This window comes from Pseudomonas sp. GW822-FHT02G04 (assembly GCF_058802085.1).
On the sequence record NZ_JBXANU010000010.1, the window covers coordinates 89,446 to 113,115 of the forward strand.

Below are 23,670 nucleotides of genomic sequence, written 5' to 3' on the forward strand. Positions count from 1 at the left end.
AACTACCCAATATACTTCCTTGTATTTCAGACATGTTTTTATAAGGCCTTGAATATTTATGAGAGTCACCAGCCTAACTCCCAAGGCTCAAAGTAAAAGTCTGAATTACTGTTCTTGAATACGTGTGGATACTTGCCGACGCATTGAGATTATCAATGCCGAAAATAATTAATTACCACCCGCGATCAGTGTCGGGCGACTTCAACAGGCAGACATCCCGTATGACTCCCCGGTTGCAGGTAAGGCATCAGAATCGGTGCCATGCCCTTGAGCACTTGCACCGGCAACGCCGAGGTAAATTTGAAGGCTTCGGCCGTGCGCCCCGGCACGTAGGCGGTCAAGGTGCCGAAATGGCTATCGCCGATGTAGAACACGAATGTTGCGGTGCGATTGATCGATTTCGAGCTCAGAATTCGGCCACCTGGACCGATGGCTTCGATGCGGTTGTCGCCTGTCCCGGTTTTGCCACCCATGGCCAACGGGGTGCCGTTGGCCAGTTTGAAACTGCCTGCCACGCGTTTGGCCGTACCGGCATCCACCACTTGCGACAAGGCCTCGCGCATGGCGGTTGCCACCTCGGAAGGCATCACGCGCTTGCCGACGACCGGATTGTTGAACAGTTGGGTTTCATAGGGCGTACCGGCCGCGAAGTGCAGGCTGTCGATACGCAGCGTCGGCAGGCGTACACCGTCGTTCAGAATGGTGCCGATCAGCTCTGCCAACGCAGCGGGGCGGTCACCGGAGCTACCGATGGCGGTGGCCAGCGAGGGCACCAGGTGATCGAACGGATAGCCGACTTTCTGCCAGCGCTGGTGAATATCAAGGAATGCTTCGATCTCCAGCATCGTGCGGATGCGGCTGTCACGGGCGCCCTTGTGGCGGCTTTTGAACAGCCAGCTGTAAACCTCCTGGCGTTCGAATTCGCTGGCTTTGACGATCTGGCTGAACTTGGCGTCGGGGTTGTTCAGCAAGTAGCCCATCAGCCACAGATCCAGCGGGTGGACCTTGGCGATGAAGCCCTGATCCGGCAGGTCGTAGCTGCCCGGGCCGTAACTCAGGTACAGCCGTTCAAGGCGTTCGTCGGTGAGTTTTTCCGTGAGCTTGGCACCCTTGAGGTGCGAACGCACGAAGGTGTTGAAGCTCTCCTGGTCGGCCTGCGGGAATAGATAACGATGCACGGCAGCCATGCGGATCGGCGTCGGGTGCATGCTGTCGAGGAAGGTCTCGAGGCGCGTCTGGGTGTCCTTGTTCTGGTACTTCTTCCAGAACCGCAACAGGAATGCGGTGCCTTCGCGGTCGGCGAACTGGGCCAGGTATTCCTGACGCCGCGGGTCGCGGTCGTCCTTGAGCAATTCGGCGCTGCTGTTGGGGCCTGCGTAAGTGCTGTAGCGCACCAAATCACGCATCAGCCGGATGAACGGCAGGTTGATCGACTCACGAATGGCATCGCGCAGGGTCGGCATGCGGCCGTTGTCTTCCTTGCGGAAGTTAACGAACGTGTGCAACCCGCCACCGGTGAAAAAGGCCTCGCCAGGGCTGGCGGAATATTTGCGATCCAGTGCGGCGCCGAGCATTTTTGGCAGGCTGCGGTCGGTGTTTTGAATCATGTAATCGACGGCCCAGCTGCTCAGGCGATCCTGTTCGGCGACTTCGGTTTTCTTCAGTTCGGCAACGGTCATGGCTGCGTAGCGATCGTGCAATTCGGAGATGATCTGCAGGTAAGTGGTGAGCACACGCATTTTTGCGGTGGAGCCCAGTTCCAGCTTGCTGCCTTCATTGATGTCGAACGGTTGGTCGGTGCTGTCGGTCTGCACCCGTACCCGCGAGCCGTCCGGGGTCAGTTCGAACAGGGTGAAGCTGTAGCGCACCTGCGTGGTGCTGGTGGGGGTGAGCAGGCGTTCGCCGATCAGGCCGATTTCCGCTGCATAGGCTGGGTCGGCCAGATGTTTGAGGTACGCGGTGGCCTGGGTTTGCAGCTCGCCTTGCAGGGTGCTGGTGGCGGAAAGGTCGAGGCGGTCGAGGTCATACAGCGGACGATTGAGCAAACTGCCCAGGCGACTGCGCGCAACACTGATGCCTTTGTTGGTTTCGATCGGTTGAATGGTGGGCTGCGTCTGCCAGTCGCGATAGGTCACTTGGCTGGCCAGTGCCGCCGCCGCGAGCGGCGCATCGATCACGCCATTTTGTGACAGCAGGCGAATATGGCTGTCGGTCAGACTGGCCAATTCATCGCGGCCCTTGGTCAAGTAATGGGAAGGGCGGCGCTGAGCAATCATCAGCGACAGCATTTCACGCAGGGCCAGGCCTTTTTCCGCCAGGCTTTTCTGATCGGTGTCGGTGCTGGCCAGCCGTTCGTTGGCCTTGTTGAAGTCGGCGCCGTACCACACACGCAAACCTTCGGCCATGCCGTGTACTTCACCGTGGCCCGGTACCGCGGACAGCGGAACACTGTTGAGGTAATCGCGAATCACATTTTGCCGTACCTGAAGGGTTTCCGGCCCCGGTTGATAGGCCCGCACGCTGGCGGAAATCATTTGGCGGATTTTTTCCGCGCCCGACACGGTCAAGCCATCGGGCGAGTGTCGATATTTCTCAAGCTGCGTCGCCAGCGTACTGCCGCCCGCCGACTGGCCGGGCAGGCGCAACAGCTTGGCCACCTGGGACCAGGCCGCCATGCCGAACCGTGGCCAGTCCACGGCGGGATTGGCCAGGGGCTGGCGCGGATCGAGCAGAAAGCGGTTTTCGATGAACAGCAAGCTGTTGACCACCACCGGCGGGATCGAGGCAAAGCTTGAATAAAGTTGTTGTGGATATTTGAACTGGTACAGCGGGGCCGCGCGGCAATCGGTGATCGACAGCCCAGCCTGGATTTTCTCTGTATAGGGAATGAAAAAGCCCTTGTCGCTGTACTTCAGCAGTGCAGGCGAAAAACGGGTTTGTGCCGCCACCACGTAATCGCGCTTGAGCAGGCGCGGTAGAAACTCATCCAGGGCGCTGTAACCCAGACGCTGATCGAACGGGCCTTCGCCAGGGTAGCGAATTGCGTCGCTGGGGCCGGGTTGCAGTTCATATTTCAGCGAGGCGGCATATTTGCTGATTTCCCGGGCTTGAAACTTGGAGGTGCGCATTTCCTTGGCCGCGGCCAGGCCCAGGACAATCAGGATAATCAGCAGCAGCAGCCAGAACGCCCCCCAGCCGTGCCTTGAACGACGGGGTTTTTCAGGTAAAGGCGCTTCATCCTCACGTTCAGTCGGAACCACAGTGTCACTCGAATCGGTTTGCCACAAAGCGCCCATAGTCGACTGATCCATTCACGCAGATTGATCGGACTTGTTTGAAGCTTAGACGGTGGTTGGCGTTGGTGAAAAAATTGTGAACAACCAAATATCAGATGCGCACGATTACCTATGGAGAAGGGCTGTTGTGGCGAGGGAGCTTGCTCCCGTTGGACTGCGCAGCAGTCCCAAAAACCACCAACACCGGATTTTTTCAGACACACCGCATTTACGGGATTCACGACTGCTTCGCAGCCGAACGGGAGCAAGCTCCCTCGCCACAGGGTTATGGTGCTGCTGGGTTCATAGCCAACAGGCATCCCATAGTGGGTAATCGCCAATTTTACTGACCAACCCTGCGCGCAATGGATTGGCAACAATGTAACGAGCGAACGGCAGGAGTCCTTCTCCATCGCGGATTGCCCGGTCGTGGTAGCCGCTTTGCCAAAAAGCCCCTTCATTGTTTGACGCTCGGTTGATGGAGAGTGTGCTGCGAGATTTGGTGGCTTGCATGAGTTGCGCCAGGGAGTGTTGTTCGAGTTGTACCAACCAATGGAAGTGATCTGGCATGACGACCCACGCTATTGAGTTGACCCATTTCTGGTCGTGGGCCCGCTTGAGTTCGGCAACTAACAGACGTCCCAACCGCCAATCAGTGAATATTCGGCGGCGTTGGTGCACAACCGCTGTGATGAGATAGGCCCGCCCCTGTTCTGAACATCGTCCATGGCGTAGCAGATGTGAGTTTGGTTGTGGATGCATTCCTTGCGCCCTTTTGAAGTTCCCCCTTTGACCCTAGTCCCTATCTCCAAGCCTGAATCTGCAACACTTGACTGAAATTTCCGAAAACCATGCAGGATCCAATTGGGAATAGCGCTTTTGTGGCGAGGGAGCTTGCTCCCGCTGGGCTGCGCAGCGGCCCCAATTCCTGACTTGTCTGATAAATACGATTCACCGGGTTTGCGACTGCTGTGCAGTCGAGCGGGAGCAAGCTCCCTCGCCACAAGGGGGTATCGTCTGAAAGGGTTGAGCTAGACGCATCAACGAGGTAAATGCTGCCTAGGTAGGGGCATGACGATGCACCATTGCTGTGCAATACTCCGTGCGGTTTCAGTGGCGAAAAAACCTGCATAAGCCAGGTAATGCCACTCCGTTTTGCGCGAATTACCCGTTAGCTATCGCTGAATATTGTGTTTTATATAGTGAAAACACCTGTCGTTAGCTTTTTATACTGCACGCCCCGCTGATCTTGGAGGTTTTGTCCTACAAGACGTGTCTGTCCACAAGACAGGCCCGGTTTCACCAGGCACTGGCTTATCGGTCGGCGCTTCGACACTCGGTGGTCATATCCAATAACAAGACGAGGTTGCACCCCTATGCCAGTCGGCAATCACCTGCCTCACGGCGAGACCGCTCAGGGCGGCCCGCTTAAACGCGAACTGGGCGAACGGCATATTCGCCTGATGGCACTCGGTGCCTGCATCGGCGTCGGCCTGTTCCTGGGTTCGGCCAAGGCCATCGAAATGGCCGGCCCGGCCATCATGCTTTCCTACATCATCGGCGGTCTGGCGATCCTGGTGATCATGCGCGCCCTCGGCGAGATGGCCGTGCACAACCCGGTCGCCGGCTCGTTCAGCCGTTATGCCCAGGATTACCTCGGACCTTTGGCGGGTTTTCTGACCGGCTGGAATTACTGGTTCCTGTGGCTGGTGACCTGCGTCGCGGAAATCACCGCGGTGGCGGTGTACATGGGCGTCTGGTTCCCCGACGTGCCGCGTTGGATCTGGGCACTCGCCGCGTTGGTCAGCATGGGCTCGATCAACCTGATCGCGGTGAAAGCCTTCGGTGAGTTCGAATTCTGGTTCGCCCTGATCAAGATCGTCACCATCATTGCGATGGTGGTCGGCGGTATCGGCGTGATCGCGTTCGGCTTCGGTAACGACGGCGTCGCCTTGGGGATTTCCAATCTGTGGGCCCACGGCGGTTTCATGCCCAACGGCGTACAAGGCGTGTTGATGTCCCTGCAAATGGTGATGTTCGCCTACCTCGGCGTCGAGATGATCGGCCTGACTGCCGGTGAAGCGAAGAACCCGCAGAAGACCATCCCCAACGCGATCGGCTCGGTGTTCTGGCGGATTCTGCTGTTCTACGTCGGCGCCCTGTTCGTGATTCTGTCGATCTACCCGTGGAACGAAATCGGCACTCAAGGCAGCCCGTTCGTAATGACCTTCGAGCGTCTGGGCATCAAGACCGCCGCCGGCATCATCAACTTCGTGGTGATCACCGCCGCGTTGTCGTCTTGCAACGGCGGCATTTTCAGCACCGGGCGCATGCTCTACAGCCTGGCGCAGAACGGCCAGGCCCCGGCCGGTTTTGCCAAGACCTCGAACGGTGTGCCGCGTCGCGCGTTGCTGCTGTCGATTGGCGCGTTGTTGCTGGGCGTGCTGCTCAACTACCTGGTGCCTGAGAAAGTGTTTGTCTGGGTGACGGCGATTGCCACCTTCGGTGCGATCTGGACCTGGGTGATGATCCTGCTGGCCCAGCTCAAGTTCCGCAAAGGCCTGAGCGCCAGCGAACGTGCCGGCCTGAAATACCGCATGTGGCTGTACCCGGTCAGTTCCTATCTGGCGCTGGCCTTCCTGGTGCTGGTGGTCGGCCTGATGGCGTACTTCCCGGACACCCGCGTGGCGCTGTATGTGGGCCCGGCGTTCCTGGTACTGCTGACGGTGTTGTTCTACGTGTTCAAGCTGCAGCCGACCCATGTGCCGCAAGGCGCGGTGCGTTCGGCGTCTTGAACCTGTAACGCCAGCCATACAAAAGCCCCGGTCAGAATGATCGGGGCTTTTGCATTTGGAAGATCAAAAGATCGCAGCCTTCGGCAGCTCCTACGGGTGAAACGCGATCTGCTTTTGTAGGAGCTGCCGAAGGCTGCGATCTTTTGCTTTTAAGCTGCCACCACAATCGCGCGATTCAACCGCTTATTGAAATCCAGCCAAGCCCCCAGCAATGCCATCAACCCGACCCCCAGCATCGCGCTGAATAGCTGCATCGCCAATACGTTCCCGCCCAAGGCATTGAGCATGTCCGCCAACGGCGCCAGCAGCACGCCAAAACAAAACACTTCCAGAGAATATCGGCCCATGCGACAGCTTTGTCGCGCCAGCCAGTGTTGCGTCCAGCCCGTGTCCGGCAACAACCTGGCGGTGACGTAGGCGAGGGCGAGGAAGTGCAGCAGGCGCGCCGGCGAGAGGTTGGTCTTGCTGATCGGATAGAGCCATTCGCCGAGCCATTGGGGCATGAACGCGTCATGCACGGTTGGCCATTTCCACGACAGCGCGATCAGCCCGGTCATCAGCAGATAGGTCAGAGCTGCGATGAAAACCGGCTGCCGAGTCAGCGGTCGGGGTTGCGGCGCCCGAGGCCTTTGCCGGTGAATCGCCGCCGCGCCCCCGAGAATGAACAGCAGCTGCCAGGCCATCGGATTGAAAAACCACACGCCCCCGTCGGTACCCGCCAGGTTCCACTGCAGCCATGGCGCCAGCAGGTACAACACCACCGACAGCCCCACCACGTATTCAGCCTTGCGCAGCAACATCGGCAGCACCAGCGGCAGGCCGAGCAGCAACAGAATGTACAGTGGCAACGGGTCCATCAGGTTCGGCTTGAAGCGCAGCAGCAACTGATCCATCAACGCCTGCTGCGGATGGCTCAGGAAATACTGCAAGCCCATCTCCTGCACCAGATCGCGGGTTTCCACGTGGCTGTTGGCGAAAAACACGATGCCCATCAGCAGCGCCAGCAAAAAGATATGCACCACATAGAGCACCCAGGCTCGTCGCAGGATCTTCACCGTGGCGACCATGAACCCGTCGCGCCGGGCAATCTTGCCGTAGGCCAGCACGGCCGCGTAACCGGCCAGGAACACGAAAATCTCCGCCGCATCGCTGAAGCCGAAGTTACGCACCGTGAACGACGCGAGCGGGTTCTGCGGCACGTGGTCCCAGAAGATGAAAATCAGGGCCAGGCCGCGGAAAAAGTCGATGCGATTATCGCGTCCAAACGTCATGACGGCGGGCTCTTGAACGCAATGCTGTTCACTTAAATGCACTCTCACTTATGCCTACCTTTGTGGCGAGCGAGCTTGCTCGCGCTGGGCTGCGTAGCGGCCCCAAAAATCTGACGGCCATTGCCGATTTTTGTGAGTGCTACGCACTCAATCGGGAGCAAGCTCCCTCGCCACAGGTTTCTCTGACTCAAGACTCCCTTAATTGAACGGCATTGGGCTCTTGAACGGGCTCGCTCCTACAGCGGCGCGCAGGGTGCCGTGATTCACTGGTAATTGCAAAAGGCTGGATATTACCTAATGTCTCAGTTGCCTGAAGCGAGTGAGTTGAGCGGCGTGGCCGTTGGTCTGCTGGGCCGTTCGCGCACCCGAACTCCCCATGATGGCATCTGGCGAGCATCTACACTTCGGTTCTCAGGAGTGTGAAACGTGAAGGTTTCGTTAATTGTCCCGGTATTCAACGAAGAGCAGGCGATCAGTCTGTTCCACCAAGAGGTGCGCCGTGAGTTGAAACTTGACCCTTATGAAGTCGAGATCGTGTTCATCAACGACGGCAGTACCGACCAGACGGCTGAGCAGGCCAAGGCACTGGCCCAGGCCGATGAGCAGGTATTGCTGATCAATTTCTCGCGCAACTTCGGCAAGGAGCCGGCGTTGTTTGCCGGGCTGGAATACGCCACCGGCGATGCGGTGATCCCCATGGACGTGGACCTGCAGGACCCGATCAGCGTCATCCCGCGGTTGATTGCCGAGTGGCAGAAGGGCGCCGACGTGGTGCTCGCCAAACGCCGGGATCGGGCCAGCGACAGCTATCTGAAACGCCACAGCGCGGCAATGTTCTACCACCTGCTGAACAGGATTTCCTACACCCGGATCGAAGAAAACGTCGGGGACTTCCGGCTTATGGATCGCAAGGTGGTCAATGTGATTCGCGCACTCCCGGAGCATCAGTTGTTCATGAAAGGCGTTCTGTCGTGGGCCGGTTTCACCACCGTCGTGGTGGAATACGAACGGGCCCGGCGAGTGGCGGGAAGCAGCAAATTCAATGGCTGGCGGCTGTGGAACCTGGCGCTGGAAGGCATTACCTCGTTCAGCACCGTGCCGTTGCGGTTGTGGACTTACATCGGTGGCGGCATTTCGATCTTCGCGGTGTTGTACGCGGTGTACATGGTGCTGGACAAGATTTTCTACGGCAACAGCGTACCCGGTTACCCCTCGTTGATGACGGCCATTCTGTTTCTCGGCGGTGTACAGCTGATCGGCATCGGCATCCTCGGTGAGTATGTCGGGCGCATCTACATCGAAGCCAAGCATCGGCCCCGTTATGTGATCAAAGACGTCGTTGGCGGCAAAGACCGGATCGGGCTTTAACATGGGCAGACTGAGCGATTTGTTCAGCAGCGAACTCGGCCGTCGTCGGGTCTGGTTGTTCTTTCAAGTCGCGACCCTGATTTATGTCATTCCGCTGATCCTCGCGGACTATCCCTACATCGATGACAACTGGCGCTCGCTGTCGGCCGGTACGGCCTGGGCGGGGCAGGGGCGGATGTTCACCGAGCTGTTCTACAACGCGCTGACCTTCAGCGATGCCGCGCCGAACATCTTTCCGTTGCCGCTGTTGATCGCCTCCCTGGCCATGACTTTTGCGTTGACCAGTCTGACGTTTCATTACTACCCGCAGCCGACGCTATCCTGCTGCCTGGTGGTGTTGCCGCTCTGGTACAACCCGTTCTTTCTGCAGAATCTGTCGTATCAATACGACGGACCGGCCAATGCCTTGAGCCTGGTGGCGGTGATCTATGCGATCACGTTTCGTCATCCTTCGCGCATCCTGCAATGGCTGGTGCCGGCCTTCCTGATTGCCCTGGGACTGGGGCTCTATCAGGTGAGTATTAATGTGTTTCTGGGCCTGTGTTGCCTCGAACTGCTCAGGGGCGCGAACGATAAATGGGCCTGGCCGCAATGGTGCGAGTTGATCGGTTGGAAAATCGCGCAGGTGGTGCTCGGCGGGTTGATCTACAGCGTCACGGCTTATCCGTACATGAATCAGGACCGCGCCTTGTTCCTGAACTGGGCGGCGGCACCCTGGCTACAACTGGAAATCAACATCGGCCGCGTGCTGGAAAAAGTCGTGCTGCTGTTTCACGGTGGATTCACCTGGGGGTTCGCCGTGCTGCTGTTGTGTGCCATCGCGGGCTGCGTACCGCTGGCCAGGAACGTGGCGGCAGGCCAGGACACGGCGTTGAGAAAAGTGCTGATGGGCCTGGTGTGTGTGCTGACCGTGCCGGCGGTCATCTTGCTGGTGTCGGGGTGCGTGCTGTTTTTCCGGGATTTCAATGAAGGCGCCAGAACCTTGATGGGGTTCGCGGTGCTGTTGGTGCTGCTGTTCTACTTAAGCCATCTGGCACTGGCACGCATCCATGAGCGGCTGACGCTGCTGTTAGTGGTTCCTCTGTTGGCCATGCTTTCGCTGTCCTACGCCTATGGTCGGGTGCTGGCGGTGCAGAACACCTTTGCCTCCAGTGCGTTGTTTTCCCTCGGGCATGACATTGCATCCTATCGGCAACTGCACGAGGCCAAGCGCATTTACATGTCGGTGAGTTATTCCGATCACTGGCTGGTGGAGGCTGCGGGTTCGTTCAAGCAGATGCCGGTTTTGCATTATCTGCTGAACATCAACTTCTACATGCTGGCGGAAAACCTGCCGAAGGCGGGCATCACCAATGTGGTCGCGGAGAGGGAGCGGCGCAACGCGACGATGGTGGGTTATCAGGGTTATCCACCGCTGGTGGAGAGCAAGTTCTACAACCTCTATCTGTTGGGTGACTACGGTTTCATCGTGATGAAAGAGCCAACGCCGATCGCCGCGCTTCAGTGGTGAAAACGGTGAGCGCTCTTGCGATCTATCTCAAACGCTTGCCATCCGGGGTTGCCGACGGTGCGGGTTTACTGGTGGTGCTGGCGATCGCACTGTTCGCCAGGTTTCACTCCATCACCGTGCCGGTCATCTGGTACGACGAGGCTTACAGCATATTGTTGGCCGAGGGCTCGCCTGCGTACATTTGGGTCACGACGGCTCGGGATGTTCATCCGCCGCTTTACTATGTCTTGCTGCATTACTGGATGGTGCTGTTCGGTCATGGCGTGTTGTCTGCGCGATCCCTGAGTGCATTGGCCGATGTCGGCACGCTGTTGCTGGGCATTAAATTGATGAGCTTGCTGGCGACGCGAAGGGCGATCTGGATCGCCGCAGTGTTGTTGGCGTTGCTGCCGATATCGGTGCGCTACAGCCAGGAAGTGCGAATGTACACCCTGCTGGGTTTCTGGCTGATGGGCGCGACCGTGGCGCTGGTTTGCTGGGTCAAGGCGCCGGATCAACAGCGTTACCCGGTCGTTTACGTGCTGCTGATGACGGCGGCTTTCTACACGCACTACTTCGCCGCATTGTGCGTGTTGGTGCATTGGCTTTTTTGGTGGCGAGTGCGCAAGGTCCAGGACACGGTACCCGTACGTGCGTGGATACTGGCCAACAGTGCAATCGTCGTGTTGTACCTGCCGTGGGCACCGCCTCTCATCAGTCAATTGTTGCGAATGGACGGGCTCGAATGGATACCGCCGCTCACCTGGCCGACGGTGCTGACCTTCGTTTGGCAACTGGTGGTGATGGAGGGTTCGACCAGTGACTTATGGCGCGTGACACCCTTGGTTTTGATCATGGTTTGCGCCGCTGCCGTACTGTTCAAGGCACGCAACGAGCGACCCTTCAGTGTTTTGCTGGTCGGCTATTTTTTTGTGCCGGCACTGACCGTGTTTCTGGTGTCGCTGATCGTTCCGGTTTTCAATGCCCGGTACCTGGTGTTCGCCGCCGCTGCGTTGCCCCTTATCGTTGCGCTCGCGCTGGACGCATTGAGCCAACGCCACGCTGTCCTTGCTGCTGTCGCCATGGTTTTTATTGTGTTGGTGGAAGTGCACGGGCTGTCGGCGATTTACGCACAAACGGATGAGATGAACGGCACCAGTATTCGCAGAGACGCGAAGCTGGATGCCATCGTCGCCGATCTCGGCCGTGAAGCCTATTCGGGTGACGAAATCGTTGTGGATAACCTGTATTGGTACTTACCGTTCACGTACTACAACTCGACAGGCATTCAGCCACGGCTATACGTCTTCAAAACAGCGACCGGCACCCTGTGGGGAACCGCCGAATACGGTGGTTGGGCACTTGTTCCCCGCCACCTGCACTGGATTTTCTTCAATGACTTTTCGACCCTGAAACTCAATGCCAGGAGAGTCTGGTGGGTGACGGGCATTGCTCGTCCTGAGCATGACGCCCTGTTTCCGAAACATTGGAAACAGGTGCTGACGCTAAGGGAAGGGGGCAGTGAGGCTCGTTTGTTCATCGTGGAGGACGCGCCAATCCCTGAGGTTGGCGCGCAAACACACTCTATGCGGCAGCCGCATCATTAGGTTCAAAACTATCCGCCCGCGCCATCTGCCACATCCGCGAGTAAAACTCGCCGTTCACCTCGCCAGTGAGCAATTCGCCTGGCTTGAGGAACACATGCAACTGCGAGAACAGCTTGATCTCGGTCGCTGACATGCGTCGCACCAGATGCTTGGCCGACAGCTGTGAAGGATGATCGAGCCCCGCAGCGGCGAGCATTTCGGCCAGGGCTTTCAGCGTATTGCGATGGAAGTTGAACACGCGCTGGGCCTTGTCCGGAACGACGAGCGCGCGCTGGCGCAGGGTGTCCTGGGTGGCGACGCCGGTCGGGCATTTGTTGGTGTGGCAGCTTTGCGACTGGATGCAGCCGATGGCGAACATGAAGCCGCGCGCCGAGTTGGCCCAGTCGGCGCCGATGGCCAGGACGCTGGCGATGTCGAAGGCACTGACGATTTTGCCGCTGGCGCCGAGTTTGATCTTGTCCCGCAGGTTCAGGCCCACCAAGGTGTTGTGCACGAACAACAGGCCTTCGCGCATCGGTACGCCGATGTGGTCGGTGAATTCCACGGGCGCGGCGCCGGTGCCACCTTCTTTGCCGTCGACCACGATGAAGTCCGGGAGGATGCCGGTTTCCAGCATGGCCTTGGCGATGCCCATGAATTCCCACGGGTGGCCCAGGCAGAACTTGAAGCCCACGGGTTTGCCGCCGGACAGTTCACGCAGTTGCGCGATGAAGTGCATCATTTCGATCGGCGTGGAAAACGCGCTGTGACGCGACGGCGAAATGCAGTCTTCGCCCATCGGGATGCCACGGGTTTCGGCGATTTCCTGGGTGACTTTGTGCTTGGGCAAAATCCCGCCATGGCCGGGTTTTGCGCCTTGGCTCATTTTGATTTCGATCATCCGCACTTGCGGGTTCTGTGCCTGGGCGGCGAAGCGTTCCGGGTCGAAGCGGCCATCGGCGGTGCGGCAGCCGAAGTAGCCGCTGCCCAGTTCCCAGGTCAGGTCGCCGCCGTTTTCCCGGTGATAGGGGCTGATGCTGCCTTCGCCGGTGTCATGGGCGAAGTTGCCGAGTTTGGCGCCTTGGTTCAACGCGCGAATGGCGTTGGCGCTGAGGGAGCCGAAGCTCATGGCCGAGATGTTGAACACTGACGCCGAGTACGGCTGGGTGCACTGCGGGCCGCCGACCATCACCCGGAAACTGCTCGGGTCGCTCAACGGCGCCGGGCGCATCGAGTGGCCGATGAATTCGAAACCCGACTGATACACGTCGATCAGCGTGCCGAAAGGTTTGTCGGCGCTCTCGTTCTTGGCCCGCGAATACACCAGCGAACGCTGGGCCCGGGAGAAGGGCAGGGCATCGCTGTCGGATTCGAGCAGGTACTGGCGGATTTCCGGGCGAATGCCCTCCACCAGATAACGGATATTGCCCAGGATCGGGTAATTGCGGCGCACTGCATGAGGACTTTGCAGCAGGTCGAACAGACCCACCAGGCTGAGGAGGCCGGTGACGGCGGCGATCGGCCAGAGCCAGTCGTATGCCAGGAAGGGCAGGCTGGCGAGGGTGAATATCACACAGACGGCAAAGAAGGCGTAGCGGCTCAGGAGTGACAGGCTCATACGGTTTCCTTGGGTTCGGACTCGGTTGTGTCACGGATACATCAATCCCTGTAGGAGCGAAGCTTGCTCGCGAAAGCGGTGTGTCGGCCAGCATCAATGTTGAAGGTAATGGCCTCTTCGCGAGCAAGCTTCGCTCCTACAGAAAACGTCAGGCATTCTGCGCCTGGAGAATAATCGAAAACAGCTCGGCGTTCAGCGGAGATGGACTTCCAGGAAGCTACCTGAGGTATATCCTACGGGGTTATGTCGTCAGGCTGATTGGCGCACCGGCAGCTCGACCCGAAACGTGGTACCCACGCCGACTTCGCTGCGTACCGAAATATCGCCCCGGTGTTTTTTCACGATGCCATAGGACAGGGACAACCCGAGCCCTGTCCCCTGGCCCACCGGTTTGGTGGTGTAGAACGGGTCGAATATTCTTTGCAGGCATTCCGGTTCGATGCCTGATCCGGTGTCCGCGACTTCGATCGACACCGTTTCACCTTCTAGCCCGGTACGCAGGGTGATGGTGCCCCGTTCCGGCCCCATGGCCTGAGACGCGTTGACGATCAGGTTCATGATCACCTGATTGATCTGCGATGGCAGGCATTCGATGTCAGGCAGCGTTTGATACTCCTTCACCACATCGGCCTTGTACTTGAGTTCATTGGCGACGATGTTCAGCGTCGACTCGATGCCCTGCTGCAGGTTGGCCCACTGCCATTCCTGATTGGAGTCGACGCGGGAGAAGTCCTTCAGGTCTTTGACGATCTGCCCGACCCGGTTGATGCCTTCCTTGGATTCCTTGATCAGCAGCGGAATGTCTTCGCGCAGAAACTCCAGCTCGACTTTTTCACGGAGCTGGCCGAGACGTTCGAGGACGTCGCTTGAGGTAATGGCCGCCTCTGCTTCCCGATAGGCATCGAGCATGGCCTGCAGTTGTTTGAAGTAGCCATCGAGGGCGCCGAGGTTGGAGGAAATGAAGCCGATGGGGTTATTGATTTCATGGGCGACACCCGCCGCCAGTTGCCCCAGCGAGGCGAGTTTTTCCGATTGCACCAGTTGGCTTTCCAGTTGTTTGCGCTCGTCGATTTCCCGCTGCAATGCTTCGCTGGCCTGCTTGAACTGGGTCGTGCGCTGATCCACCAGATGCTCCAGGTGGCTCATCTGGACAGACGCCCGTTCGGTCATGTCCCATTTGGTGAGCAGGGTGTTGGCCATTTGCTGGACTTCAATGTTGTCGAACGGCTTTTTCAGAATCAGCAGGCGGTCGTGGGCGTGCAGGCGTTCCAGCAGTTCATCCCACGAATAGTCGGAGTAGGCGGTACACACCACCACTTGCAGGTTCGGGTCTTCCTGCCACAGGTGTTCGATCGTTTGCGCACCGTCCCAGCCCTCGGGCATGCGCATGTCGACGAAGGCCAGGGCGTAGGGACGGTTTTCCTGTAAGGCCTGGACGAGTTTGCCCAGGCCCTCCTGACCGCCATAGGCTGAGTCCAGCTCGAACAGAAGCTGGGTGGATTTCACTTCGCTGCCGAACAGTGCGGCCTCCATTTCGTCCAGTTCCACATGTTTGGCCGAGGTTGGGGTGAGGATTTTGCGAAAGTCATCATGGATCGACGGCGTGTCGTCGATCAGCAGAATGCGGCGGTTCGAAAGGTCGCTCATGCTTCCTCCATGACGGGGTTCAACGGGATCTGCAAGGTGAACACTGCACCCTTGCCTGGTCCGTCACTGTGGGCGGTGAGATGGCCGTTCATTTCGATCGCGGCCAGCGCGCAGCTGTGCAGGCCGAAGCCGTGGCCTTCCTTGCGGGTGGTGAAACCGTGGGCAAAGATCCGCGTCATGTTCTCCGGCGCAATGCCTTCGCCGTCGTCCTTGACGCTGATTTGCAGGATCGTGTCCTCGACGACTTTTATCCCGAGGGTGATGTGTCGCGCTCGGTTGCTGAGGTCGGACATGGCGTATTTGGCGTTGCTGATCAGGTTGATCAGGATCAGCAACAAGCGGTGCTTGTCGCCCATCACTTGCGGTACGTCGCCGTACTCCTTGACCACCGTGACGTGATGTCGGGTCAAGGCGCCGGCGTTCATGCGCAGGGCGTCCTCAAGCAGTTCGCTGATGTACAGCGGTTCCACCAGGTTGTTGGCCCCCGCGTAGGACTGCTGGGTGGCGACGATGTCTTTGATGTGGTCGACGCTTTTGCTCAGTTGCGCGAGTTCGTCGGTCATGCCTTGCTGTTCGAGGGCAATGGCTTCCACCAGTTGATTCAAATAGCCGGGCAGCAGTTTTCCTTTCTCGTTCTGGGTCAGAAAAGTGCCGAGGTCGCTTTGATGTTCGTTGATCAGCTGCATCGCCTTGCCCAGCCCCTGGGCCTTGCTGCTACGCAGTCGGCGGCTGACCAGGTCGGCCGAGATGTTCACGCTGTTGAGCACGTTGCCGACGTTGTGCAGCACGTTGGTGGCGATTTCGGCCATGCCGGCCTGGCGCGCGGTGTCGAGCAATTCGCTCTGGGTATCCTTGAGTTCGCGGGTGCGCTCTTCGACCCGTTGTTCGAGGACTTCATTGGCGGTTTGCAGTTCCTTGTTGACCCGCTGGATCTCCCCGAAGCTGCGCATCAGGCGTATCGCCAGGTACACCAGCACCAGTACCAGCAGCGTCGAAAACACCAGCATGTAGAAGTGGTAGCGCTGGTCGATGGCATCGGTTTGCTGCTGGTCCTTGTTCAGCAGGCCGGTAATGTCGTCCAGCCGTTCGGCCACCGCAATGGCTTCGATGTTTTCCAGTAACCGATTGACCACCGGTTGCTCACGCAGGATCAGCGCGATGTGGTTGCTCAAAATATCGATCGGGCCGTGGAACTGCTCCGGTAATCGCTGCTTGTTCACCCCCAGCTTGTTCAACCCCAGCAGAATATCCGCCGCTCTATCGTCGGAGGTGACCTGGGCGAACTCCAGGCTGCTGAGCAGCAAGTCGTAGGTGTCGGTGGCAATGTTCTGCAGTTGCAGTTTGTCTTCATCGGGCAGTTGGGTAAGCGGTTGCTGGATGTCGTCTTCGGCAGTGGGCAGGAACGCCAGTGAGTTGCGCAGCACCGCGTTGTGGGATTTGAACTGCTCCACCAACCGGGTTTTTTCCTGGATGGCGGCAAGGTACGCATCATGGCTGGCACGCCAGATCGGCGAGTTGTTGCGGCCGTGATTGGACTCCATGCTCTCGAACCGCTGCCACAGGCGCGTCATCTCGCTCAGCGGTGCCACCAGCGGATCGTAGTTGTGACTGATGGCGATCCTGGCCTTGAGAATCTCGGTTTCCCACTGCGCGTTCAACTGTTTGATCCGGCCGATCAAATCCCGGGATTCGGCATAGGTCGATGTCTCGTTCGAGCTGGATTTGAGGTACAGGAACAACAGCGTCGAGGCCAGCAGCACGGCCACGGCAGCGAGCAGTGCCAGGTTGCGACGGGGGAACGTTTTCATAAAGGTTTTCCTCCCCACTCTCCGGTCAGGGTCTTGAGGAATTTGATGATCAGGTCCTTGTCCTTGTCGGAGGGCACACGACCGAGCTGGAACTTGAACATCACATCTACCGCCTCTTCGAGGGTTTTAGCCGAGCCGTCGTGAAAGTACGGCGCGGTCACGGCAACATTGCGCAGGCTCGGCACCTTGAACACGTTGCGGTCCTCTTCAGCCTTGGTGACCAGGTAGCGGCCCAGATCGGCTTCGGTGGGATTGCCACGAGCCTGAAAGTAATCACCCATCACCCCGAATTTCTGGAACATGTTGCCGCCGATGTTCACACCCTGATGGCAGGCAATGCAGCCGTAATCCTTGAAGCGTTGGTAACCGTACTTCTCGTCAGTCGTGAGAATCTCGGTATTGCCTGACAGGTATTGGTCGAAACGCGAGTTGGCGCTGATCAGCGTGCGCTCATAGGTGGCCAGGGCACTTTGCACATTGGTCATGGTGACGCCGTCCGGATAGGCCTTGGTGAAAGCGCTTTTGTAATCCGGGTCGGCGGACAGCAACTGGACCACATGCTCCCAATGACTGCCCATTTCGCTGGGACTCTGCACCACTTCGTGGGCTTGTGTTTCCAGAGAGTCGGCGCGGCCATTCCAGAATTGCCGGAAGTTCAGGCTCGCGTTGAACACGCTCGGGGTATTGATCGTCAAGGGATCGCCCTTGAAGCCAGTGGACAACGCTTTGTCGTCGGCGCCACCTATTTCCAGACGATGGCAACTGGCGCAGGACAGGCTGTTGTTGACCGACAGCCGTGGTTCGTTGAACAACCGGCGCCCGAGTTCGACTTGCAAGGGATTCTGCTCGGGCACCGCGGGCAAGGGTTTGAGCGGTTCGTCCAGCGGTGCGCCGCTGGCTATCAGACAACAGCCGAGTAGAGGCGCAAGGAGCAAGTAGCAGAAGGAGCGCGACATCTTGTGATTCCTTGGCACAGGGCCTGTGTGTCGTTGCACATCGTTCAGGAGGTGGGCTTTACGGATGTCAGGTATTGCACGAAGGCGTCCGGCTCCACGGCTTTGCTGAAGTAGTAACCCTGGCCTTCTTCGCAATGGAGGGCCTTGAGGAAATTCAGTTGCTCGAGGGTTTCCACCCCTTCGGCAATCACGGTCAGTTTGAGGCTCTTGCCCAGGCTGATGATGGCGCCGACCAGGGCGGCATCATTGCTGTCACGGCCCAGGCCACGAATGAACGACTGGTCGATTTTCAGTACATCGATGGGAAACCGTTGCAAGTAACTCAGGCTGGAATAGCCGGTGCCGAAGTCATCGATGGCCAGCCGAACTCCCAACGCCTTGAGCCGATTCAGCGCGACCATCGTGGCATCGACGTTCTGCATCAATACGCCTTCGGTGATTTCCAGCTCCAGCAAGGCGGGGTCCATACCGGTTTGCTGGAGAATCTGTTCGATGCCTTCGACAAAATCCCGCTGACGGAAATCGATGGCCGACACGTTCACCGACATGCACAGATCCGGCAGGCCATTCGCCTGCCAGGTACGGGCTTGTCGACAGGCCTGGGCCAGCACCCATTTGCTCAACGGCACGATCAAGCCGCTGTCTTCGGCCACGCCGATGAAGTCTGTCGGGTAGATCCAGCCTTGCCCCGGTTTTTGCCAGCGGATCAACGCCTCGGCACCGACCACCTTACCGCTGCCCAGGTCGAGTTTCGGTTGGTAGTGCAGGACAAACTCGTTCCGCTCCAGTGCCAGGCGAATCCCCGACTCAATGGTTTGTTGTTCCCGGGCGCGCTGGTTCATCTCATCGATGAAAAAGCTGAAATCGTTGGGGCCGCTTTCCTTGACGTTGCGCATCGCGGTTTCGGCTTTCTTGATCAGTGCGATGGCATCGAAACCGTCATCGGGATAGATGCTGATGCCCAGGCTGGCCGTCACGCTCAGGTCATGTCCGGCGACGTGCTGGGGCGCACGTATGGCGTTCAACAGTTTTTCGGCGATGCCCTTGGTCTGTTGTGGGTGGTGGATGTCGGCCAGGATCACCACAAACTCATCGGAGCCGTAGCGAAACACCGAGTCGGAGGCGCGCACGCAGGCCACCAGGCTTTGCCCGACACGCTTGAGCATCTCGTCACCGGTCGGGTGACCCAATGCATTGTTGATGCGCTTGAAGCGATCGAGCCCCAGAAACATCACCGCCAGTTGTTTGTCATGGCGCCTGGACAGGGCCAGGGACTGGTTCAGCCGGTCACCCAGCAAAGTGCTGTTGGGCAGTTCGGTCAACACGTCGTACTGCAACAGATGAGACACCTTGAGCAGTTCGTGGACCCGGGCTTCGATGGTTTGCTCCAGGCTCAGCACTTTCATCGCCGCGTCCTGCGCCATCTGCCACTTCCAGGTCAGGGCGCTGGCCATCTGGCGGATTTCCAGGCTGTCGAAGGGTTTTTTCAATACCAGCAACTGATCGCCGAATTCCAGCCGTTCGGCCATGGCTTCCCAGGTGTAATCGGAGAACGCCGTGCACAGCGCGATTTGCAGGTTAGGATCAGCTTTCCAGAGCCGTTCGATGGTTTCCAGGCCATCCCAGCCAGGCGGCATGCGCATGTCGGTGAACGCCATGGCGTAAGGGCGACCTTCTGCCTGGGCCAGCTTGACCAGTTTGAGTGCTTCCTGGCCTTGATAGGCGGAGTCGAGCTGGAAGACCAACCGAGTCGCTTGCGGGGTGTCGAACAGCGCGGCTTCAGTGCCGGCGAGGGTTAGTTCATCGTCGGTATCGGCGCCCAGAATCTTGCGGAAGTCCTCATGGATCGAGGGCGTGTCATCGATGATCAGAATGCGCCGGTTGGCCTGGATGAACGAAGTTTTCATTCCTTGTCCTCCGTGGCACGTTGCGAATCGCCCGGCCTTGCTCCGGGATTGTGATTCGCGTGCACGATGCTCCCTGCCTTCAACAGTTCGGCGGCCTGCTGGCTGCTGACCGCTTTGCTGAAGTAGTAGCCCTGGGCGTTCATCGGTGAACCGGTGGCCATCAGCGAAGTGCGTTGCTCCTGGGTTTCGACACCTTCGGCGATGATGCCGATCCCGACTTCGCGGGCGAAATTGATAATGGCCCGCAAGGTGGTGGCGCTGGCCGCGTCGTGGGCGGCGGTGTCGATGAACGCCTGAGCGAGCTTCAGATGATTGACCTGGTAAGTCTTGAGGTAGTCGAACGAAGAGTATTCGGTGCCGAAGTCATCGATGGCGATCTTCACCCCCAGCTCATGCAGGCGCGGCAGGATATCGTTGTGCGTCCACTTGGTCTGGGCCAGGGTCGCTTCGGTGACGTCGAAACGCAGGTCCCACGGGCACAGATCCCAGCGGGCGGTGGTGCGCAACACGTCATAGATCAGCTCGGGACCACTCTTGAGCTGGGCCAGGGACAGTTTTATCGCCACCACCGGTGGCGCCATGCCTTCGTCGCGCCACTGGTGCATTTGCCGACAGGCGCGCTCCAGCACCCAGTGACCGAGGGCAATGATGATGCCGGTCTTTTCCGCCGTGGGCAGAAATGCCGGGGCTTCCAGTAAACCGCGTATGGGGTGATTCCAGCTGACCTGCGCTTCCATGCCGAGGATCCTGCCACTGCTCAGGTCTACTTCCGGCCAGTAACGCAGTTCGAGTTCGTCGCGTTCGATGGCGGTTTTCAAGTCGTTGGCGATGGTCATGCGCTCGACCACTTCCTGATTGATTTCCTCGGAGTGGAAGTGATACTGGTTGCGGCCCTTTTCCTTGGAGCGATAGAGCGCCATGTCGGCCTGGGTCAACAGGCTGTCGGCGCTGAGGCTGACTTGGGTGTAGCTGCTGATGCCGATGCTGACCGAGACCCGCACAGCATTGCCGGCCAGGGAGTAGGGCAGCACCAGTGCATCGCGGACCTTGGCGGCCAGGGCCGCTGATTGGGTCGGATCGCCGACGTCCAGTTGCAGGATCGCGAACTCGTCGCCGCCCAGGCGGGCGACCACGTCGTTTTCCCGCACGCAGGTTTTGATCCGTCGAGCGACCTCCTGCAACAACAGGTCACCCACCGGGTGGCCCAGGGTGTCGTTGATGCGTTTGAAGTGATCCAGGTCCAGGTAAAACATGGCGAACGGGGTGGCCCCTCGCCGGGCGGCGGCGAACGCCTGGTGCAGGCGCTCGATCAGCGTCGCGCGGTTGGCCAGCCCGGTCAGCCCGTCGGTGCGGGCCAGCAGGGCGATCTTTTCCTCGGCCAGTTTGCGTTCGGTGATGTCGATGATGATGCCTTCGACTTCCAGCAAGCGGCCTTCATCGTCGCGCACCGGGATGTAGCGGTTTTCGACCCAGCGCCAGTCACCGTCGCCGGTACGCATACGGAACTCGATGGATGCACCGGCTGCATGGCGGTCCAGCACCCGTGCCATGGCGGTGTCGACTTTCTCTTGATCTTCGGGATGGATCAGCTCCTGAGCCCAGTTGGAGGAAGCCACCAGGGCCGCCGCGATGTGGCCGTATTTGGTGATGTTGTGGGAGATGTACATCAACGGAAACGACGGTTCGCCCCGCAGCCGATACAAAATGGTCGGGCTGTTCTGCACGATGATGTTGGCGTCGGACAGCTCCCGGGTGCGCTCCTCGACCGCTTGCTCCAGCAGGGACATCTTCAGCGCCGCGTCTTCGGTCATTTGCCACTTGGCGGTCAATGCGCTGGCCATCTGGCGGATTTCGATGGCATCGAAGGGTTTTTTCAGGATCAGCAGGCGATCGCCCAGTTCCAGGCGCTCGTCGATGTCTTCCCAGGAATAGTCGGAATACGCGGTGCAGAGCGCCACTTGCAGCTTGGGATCGACCTGCCACAGGCGTTCGATGGTTTCCAGGCCGTCCCAGCCCGGCGGCATGCGCATGTCGATGAAGGCCATCGCGTAGGGCGAGTCATTCGCCAGTGCGGTCTCGACCTTGTCCAGCGCCTCACGGCCCTGAAACGCGGATTCGATGACAAAACCTTGCGACGATACCGTCACCGAGGTGCCGAACAGGGCGTTTTCGGCGCTGGCCAGGCTGTCGTCTTCGATCGATGACGGGCTGAGAATCTTGGCGAAATCCTCATGGATCGACGCGGTGTCGTCGACGATGAGAATCCGACGATTAGTCCGCGCAAGCAGCGTATTCACTGACATGCGCCTGTACCGGCAGCAGTTTGGTGCGATGAGCTCATAGAGGGTATCCCTTCCCTGATCGCTGGACGGAGCGGGCATCGTTTTGGATCCGAGTGACCTGAGCATAGTCGTCCGCTCAGATATTCGCCCGATTGACTGAAACGAATCATTTGCGGAGTCGGTCTGAAAATCATCTAGCCTGTAGCTCAGGCTCGGGAAAGTCAGAGGATGTTCTTCCGCGCCTGACATAAAGAGGCTCGTTTCACTTGAGGTATCGCCATGGAAGAGCAGCTCCCCACGACTGTGAACGATAAACCCACGTTACTGCTGGTCGACGATGAGGAGTCGATTCTCAACAGCCTGCGCCGCCTGCTACGCAGCCAGCCCTACGAGGTGCTGCTGGCCACTAGCGGTGCCCAGGCCCTGGAAATCATGGCGCAGCGGCCGGTCGATCTGGTGATGAGTGACGCGCGCATGCCCAATATGGACGGCGCCACGCTGCTGGCCCACGTCCATCAGCGCTACCCCGACACCACCCGGATCATGCTGACCGGTTATGCCGACCCCTCGGCCATTATCAAAGCCATCAATGAAGGGCAGATCCATCGTTACATCAGCAAGCCCTGGCACGACGAGGAAATGCTGCTGACGTTGCGACAATCGCTGGCCTATCAGTATTCCGAGCGTGAGCGGTTGCGTCTGGTGCAGGAAACGTGGGACCAGAACGAAAAACTGAAGCTGCTCAACACCACCCTGGAAAAACACGTCGCGGCCCGCACCTCTGAGCTTCAGCAAACCGCTGACATGCTGGACCTGGCTTACGAAGAGCTCAAACGCAGCTATGTCACCGGCACGGAAGTGTTTTCGTTGCTGGCCAACCTGCGCCTGCCACCCGCCAAACAGACCAACCGGCAGATCATTGAACTGGTGCGGGTGTACTGCAAACTCCATCGTCTGGACGAAGGCACCAGTCGTGATCTGACCATGGCGGCGGCGCTCTACAACATCGGTAAGTTGAGCTGGACCGACAGCATGATGGGCACGCCTTCGGATCTGCTGCATCACAATGACCGCGAGCGCTATCGGGGGTATCCGAAGCAGAGTGAGTCGCTGCTGATGACGCTCGACCCCATGAAGGATGCCGCGCGGCTGATCCTGCACCACCAGGAGCGTTGGGACGGCAGCGGTTTTCCCGATCGGCTCAAGGGCGAGGCCATTCCGCTCGGTTCGCGGTTGCTGAAACTGGCGGTGGATTTCATCGAGTTGCAGCGCGGGCTGATCCTTGAACGGCAGATGAACAGCGATGAAGCCCTGGTGTATATCCGCCAGTACGCCGGTCGGCTCTATGACCCGGAACTGGTGGAGGATTTCATTCAGGTCTGTGCGGCTTACCTGAGCGATGTGACGCTGTCCGACCCGACGGTCAAGGTGCTGACCACCCGGGATCTGGCGGCGGGCATGATCCTGGCGCGCAACCTGAATGCCGACAACGGCATGCTGCTGCTCAATGCCGGCAAGGTGTTGAACGGGCCGCTGGTGGAGAAACTGATCGCGTTCGAGGCGATGGAAGGTGCCAAGTACAGCATTTTTGTGAAAGTGCCGGAGGAAGTGGCGATTCTCGAGACGAGTTAAGACGCATAACCTGTAGGAGCGAGGCTTGCCCGCGAA

The 23,670-nt window shown here is 58.9% G+C and carries 14 protein-coding genes; 5 read left to right on the forward strand and 9 right to left on the reverse strand.

What is annotated here, in order from left to right; genetic code table 11:
• Positions 1 to 185: 185 nt before the first annotated feature.
• Both AC1RO5_RS15135 and AC1RO5_RS15140 read right to left on the reverse strand, forming a co-directional pair.
• Positions 186 to 3,296: a transglycosylase domain-containing protein gene (locus AC1RO5_RS15135; protein ID WP_493175940.1), complete on the reverse strand. Its 3,111-nt coding sequence runs from the start codon at positions 3,294 to 3,296 to the stop codon at positions 186 to 188.
• Positions 3,297 to 3,578: 282 nt separating this feature from the next.
• Positions 3,579 to 4,037 (reverse strand): REP-associated tyrosine transposase, encoded by a 459-nt coding sequence (locus tag AC1RO5_RS15140; protein ID WP_493175941.1) that lies wholly within the window; start codon positions 4,035 to 4,037, stop codon positions 3,579 to 3,581.
• A 614-nt stretch (positions 4,038 to 4,651) separates the two neighbouring features.
• On the opposite strand from AC1RO5_RS15140, the gene AC1RO5_RS15145 reads away from it, so the two are divergent.
• Positions 4,652 to 6,070 carry an amino acid permease gene (locus AC1RO5_RS15145; RefSeq protein ID WP_493175943.1) on the forward strand — a complete coding sequence of 473 codons (1,419 nt, stop codon included), beginning with the start codon at positions 4,652 to 4,654 and terminating at the stop codon, positions 6,068 to 6,070.
• Positions 6,071 to 6,219: 149 nt separating this feature from the next.
• On the opposite strand, the gene AC1RO5_RS15150 is transcribed toward AC1RO5_RS15145, so the two are convergent.
• Positions 6,220 to 7,341, reverse strand: a complete 1,122-nt coding sequence (locus AC1RO5_RS15150; RefSeq protein ID WP_493175945.1) for an OpgC family protein — start codon at positions 7,339 to 7,341, stop codon at positions 6,220 to 6,222.
• A 426-nt stretch (positions 7,342 to 7,767) separates the two neighbouring features.
• On the opposite strand from AC1RO5_RS15150, the gene AC1RO5_RS15155 reads away from it, so the two are divergent.
• From AC1RO5_RS15155 to AC1RO5_RS15165, 3 genes are read left to right on the forward strand one after another with little or no spacing between them, the layout of a single operon-like run.
• Positions 7,768 to 8,709: a glycosyltransferase family 2 protein gene (locus AC1RO5_RS15155; protein WP_493175947.1), complete on the forward strand. Its 942-nt coding sequence runs from the start codon at positions 7,768 to 7,770 to the stop codon at positions 8,707 to 8,709.
• A 1-nt stretch (position 8,710) separates the two neighbouring features.
• Positions 8,711 to 10,219: a glucosyltransferase domain-containing protein gene (locus tag AC1RO5_RS15160; RefSeq protein ID WP_493175948.1), complete on the forward strand. Its 1,509-nt coding sequence runs from the start codon at positions 8,711 to 8,713 to the stop codon at positions 10,217 to 10,219.
• A complete protein-coding gene (locus AC1RO5_RS15165) occupies positions 10,216 to 11,805 on the forward strand; it encodes a glycosyltransferase family 39 protein (protein WP_493175950.1) in 1,590 nt (529 codons plus the stop codon). Before AC1RO5_RS15160 ends, AC1RO5_RS15165 begins: the two co-directional genes overlap by 4 nt.
• Here AC1RO5_RS15165 and AC1RO5_RS15170 read toward each other — a convergent pair.
• The 6 genes from AC1RO5_RS15170 to AC1RO5_RS15195 all read right to left on the reverse strand — a co-directional run bounded on the left by AC1RO5_RS15170 (position 11,783) and on the right by AC1RO5_RS15195 (position 22,023).
• A complete protein-coding gene (locus AC1RO5_RS15170) occupies positions 11,783 to 13,402 on the reverse strand; it encodes an FMN-binding glutamate synthase family protein (RefSeq protein WP_493175952.1) in 1,620 nt (539 codons plus the stop codon). The two genes, AC1RO5_RS15165 and AC1RO5_RS15170, sit on opposite strands and share 23 nt — an antisense overlap.
• Positions 13,403 to 13,651: 249 nt before the next feature.
• A complete protein-coding gene (locus AC1RO5_RS15175) occupies positions 13,652 to 15,049 on the reverse strand; it encodes an ATP-binding protein (protein WP_493175953.1) in 1,398 nt (465 codons plus the stop codon).
• A complete protein-coding gene (locus AC1RO5_RS15180; protein ID WP_493175954.1) occupies positions 15,046 to 16,857 on the reverse strand; it encodes a DAHL domain-containing protein in 1,812 nt (603 codons plus the stop codon). Before AC1RO5_RS15180 ends, AC1RO5_RS15175 begins: the two co-directional genes overlap by 4 nt.
• The gene (locus tag AC1RO5_RS15185; protein ID WP_493175956.1) at positions 16,854 to 17,813 is read right to left on the reverse strand and encodes a cytochrome-c peroxidase; all 960 of its coding nucleotides are present in this window, start codon (positions 17,811 to 17,813) and stop codon (positions 16,854 to 16,856) included. The genes AC1RO5_RS15180 and AC1RO5_RS15185 overlap by 4 nt, the downstream gene beginning before the upstream one ends.
• Before the next feature lie 44 nt (positions 17,814 to 17,857).
• A complete protein-coding gene (locus tag AC1RO5_RS15190) occupies positions 17,858 to 19,720 on the reverse strand; it encodes a putative bifunctional diguanylate cyclase/phosphodiesterase (RefSeq protein WP_493175958.1) in 1,863 nt (620 codons plus the stop codon).
• Positions 19,717 to 22,023, reverse strand: coding sequence for a GGDEF/EAL domain-containing response regulator (locus tag AC1RO5_RS15195; RefSeq protein ID WP_493175960.1), 2,307 nt, complete (start codon positions 22,021 to 22,023; stop codon positions 19,717 to 19,719). The genes AC1RO5_RS15190 and AC1RO5_RS15195 overlap by 4 nt, the downstream gene beginning before the upstream one ends.
• Positions 22,024 to 22,281: 258 nt before the next feature.
• On the opposite strand from AC1RO5_RS15195, the gene nosR reads away from it, so the two are divergent.
• Positions 22,282 to 23,634, forward strand: coding sequence for a response regulator c-di-GMP phosphodiesterase, NosR family (gene nosR / locus AC1RO5_RS15200; protein ID WP_493175962.1), 1,353 nt, complete (start codon positions 22,282 to 22,284; stop codon positions 23,632 to 23,634).
• The last annotated feature ends 36 nt before the right edge of the window (positions 23,635 to 23,670 follow it).

Coding starts and splice junctions, on each gene's coding strand:
- AC1RO5_RS15135 (WP_493175940.1), bottom strand. CDS start 3,296: ATGGGCGCTTTGTGGCAAACCGATTCGAGTGACACTGTGGTTCCGACT.
- AC1RO5_RS15140 (WP_493175941.1), bottom strand. CDS start 4,037: ATGCATCCACAACCAAACTCACATCTGCTACGCCATGGACGATGTTCA.
- AC1RO5_RS15145 (WP_493175943.1), top strand. CDS start 4,652: ATGCCAGTCGGCAATCACCTGCCTCACGGCGAGACCGCTCAGGGCGGC.
- AC1RO5_RS15150 (WP_493175945.1), bottom strand. CDS start 7,341: ATGACGTTTGGACGCGATAATCGCATCGACTTTTTCCGCGGCCTGGCC.
- AC1RO5_RS15160 (WP_493175948.1), top strand. CDS start 8,711: ATGGGCAGACTGAGCGATTTGTTCAGCAGCGAACTCGGCCGTCGTCGG.
- AC1RO5_RS15170 (WP_493175952.1), bottom strand. CDS start 13,402: ATGAGCCTGTCACTCCTGAGCCGCTACGCCTTCTTTGCCGTCTGTGTG.
- AC1RO5_RS15175 (WP_493175953.1), bottom strand. CDS start 15,049: ATGAGCGACCTTTCGAACCGCCGCATTCTGCTGATCGACGACACGCCG.
- AC1RO5_RS15180 (WP_493175954.1), bottom strand. CDS start 16,857: ATGAAAACGTTCCCCCGTCGCAACCTGGCACTGCTCGCTGCCGTGGCC.
- AC1RO5_RS15185 (WP_493175956.1), bottom strand. CDS start 17,813: ATGTCGCGCTCCTTCTGCTACTTGCTCCTTGCGCCTCTACTCGGCTGT.
- AC1RO5_RS15190 (WP_493175958.1), bottom strand. CDS start 19,720: ATGAAAACTTCGTTCATCCAGGCCAACCGGCGCATTCTGATCATCGAT.
- AC1RO5_RS15195 (WP_493175960.1), bottom strand. CDS start 22,023: ATGTCAGTGAATACGCTGCTTGCGCGGACTAATCGTCGGATTCTCATC.
- nosR (WP_493175962.1), top strand. CDS start 22,282: ATGGAAGAGCAGCTCCCCACGACTGTGAACGATAAACCCACGTTACTG.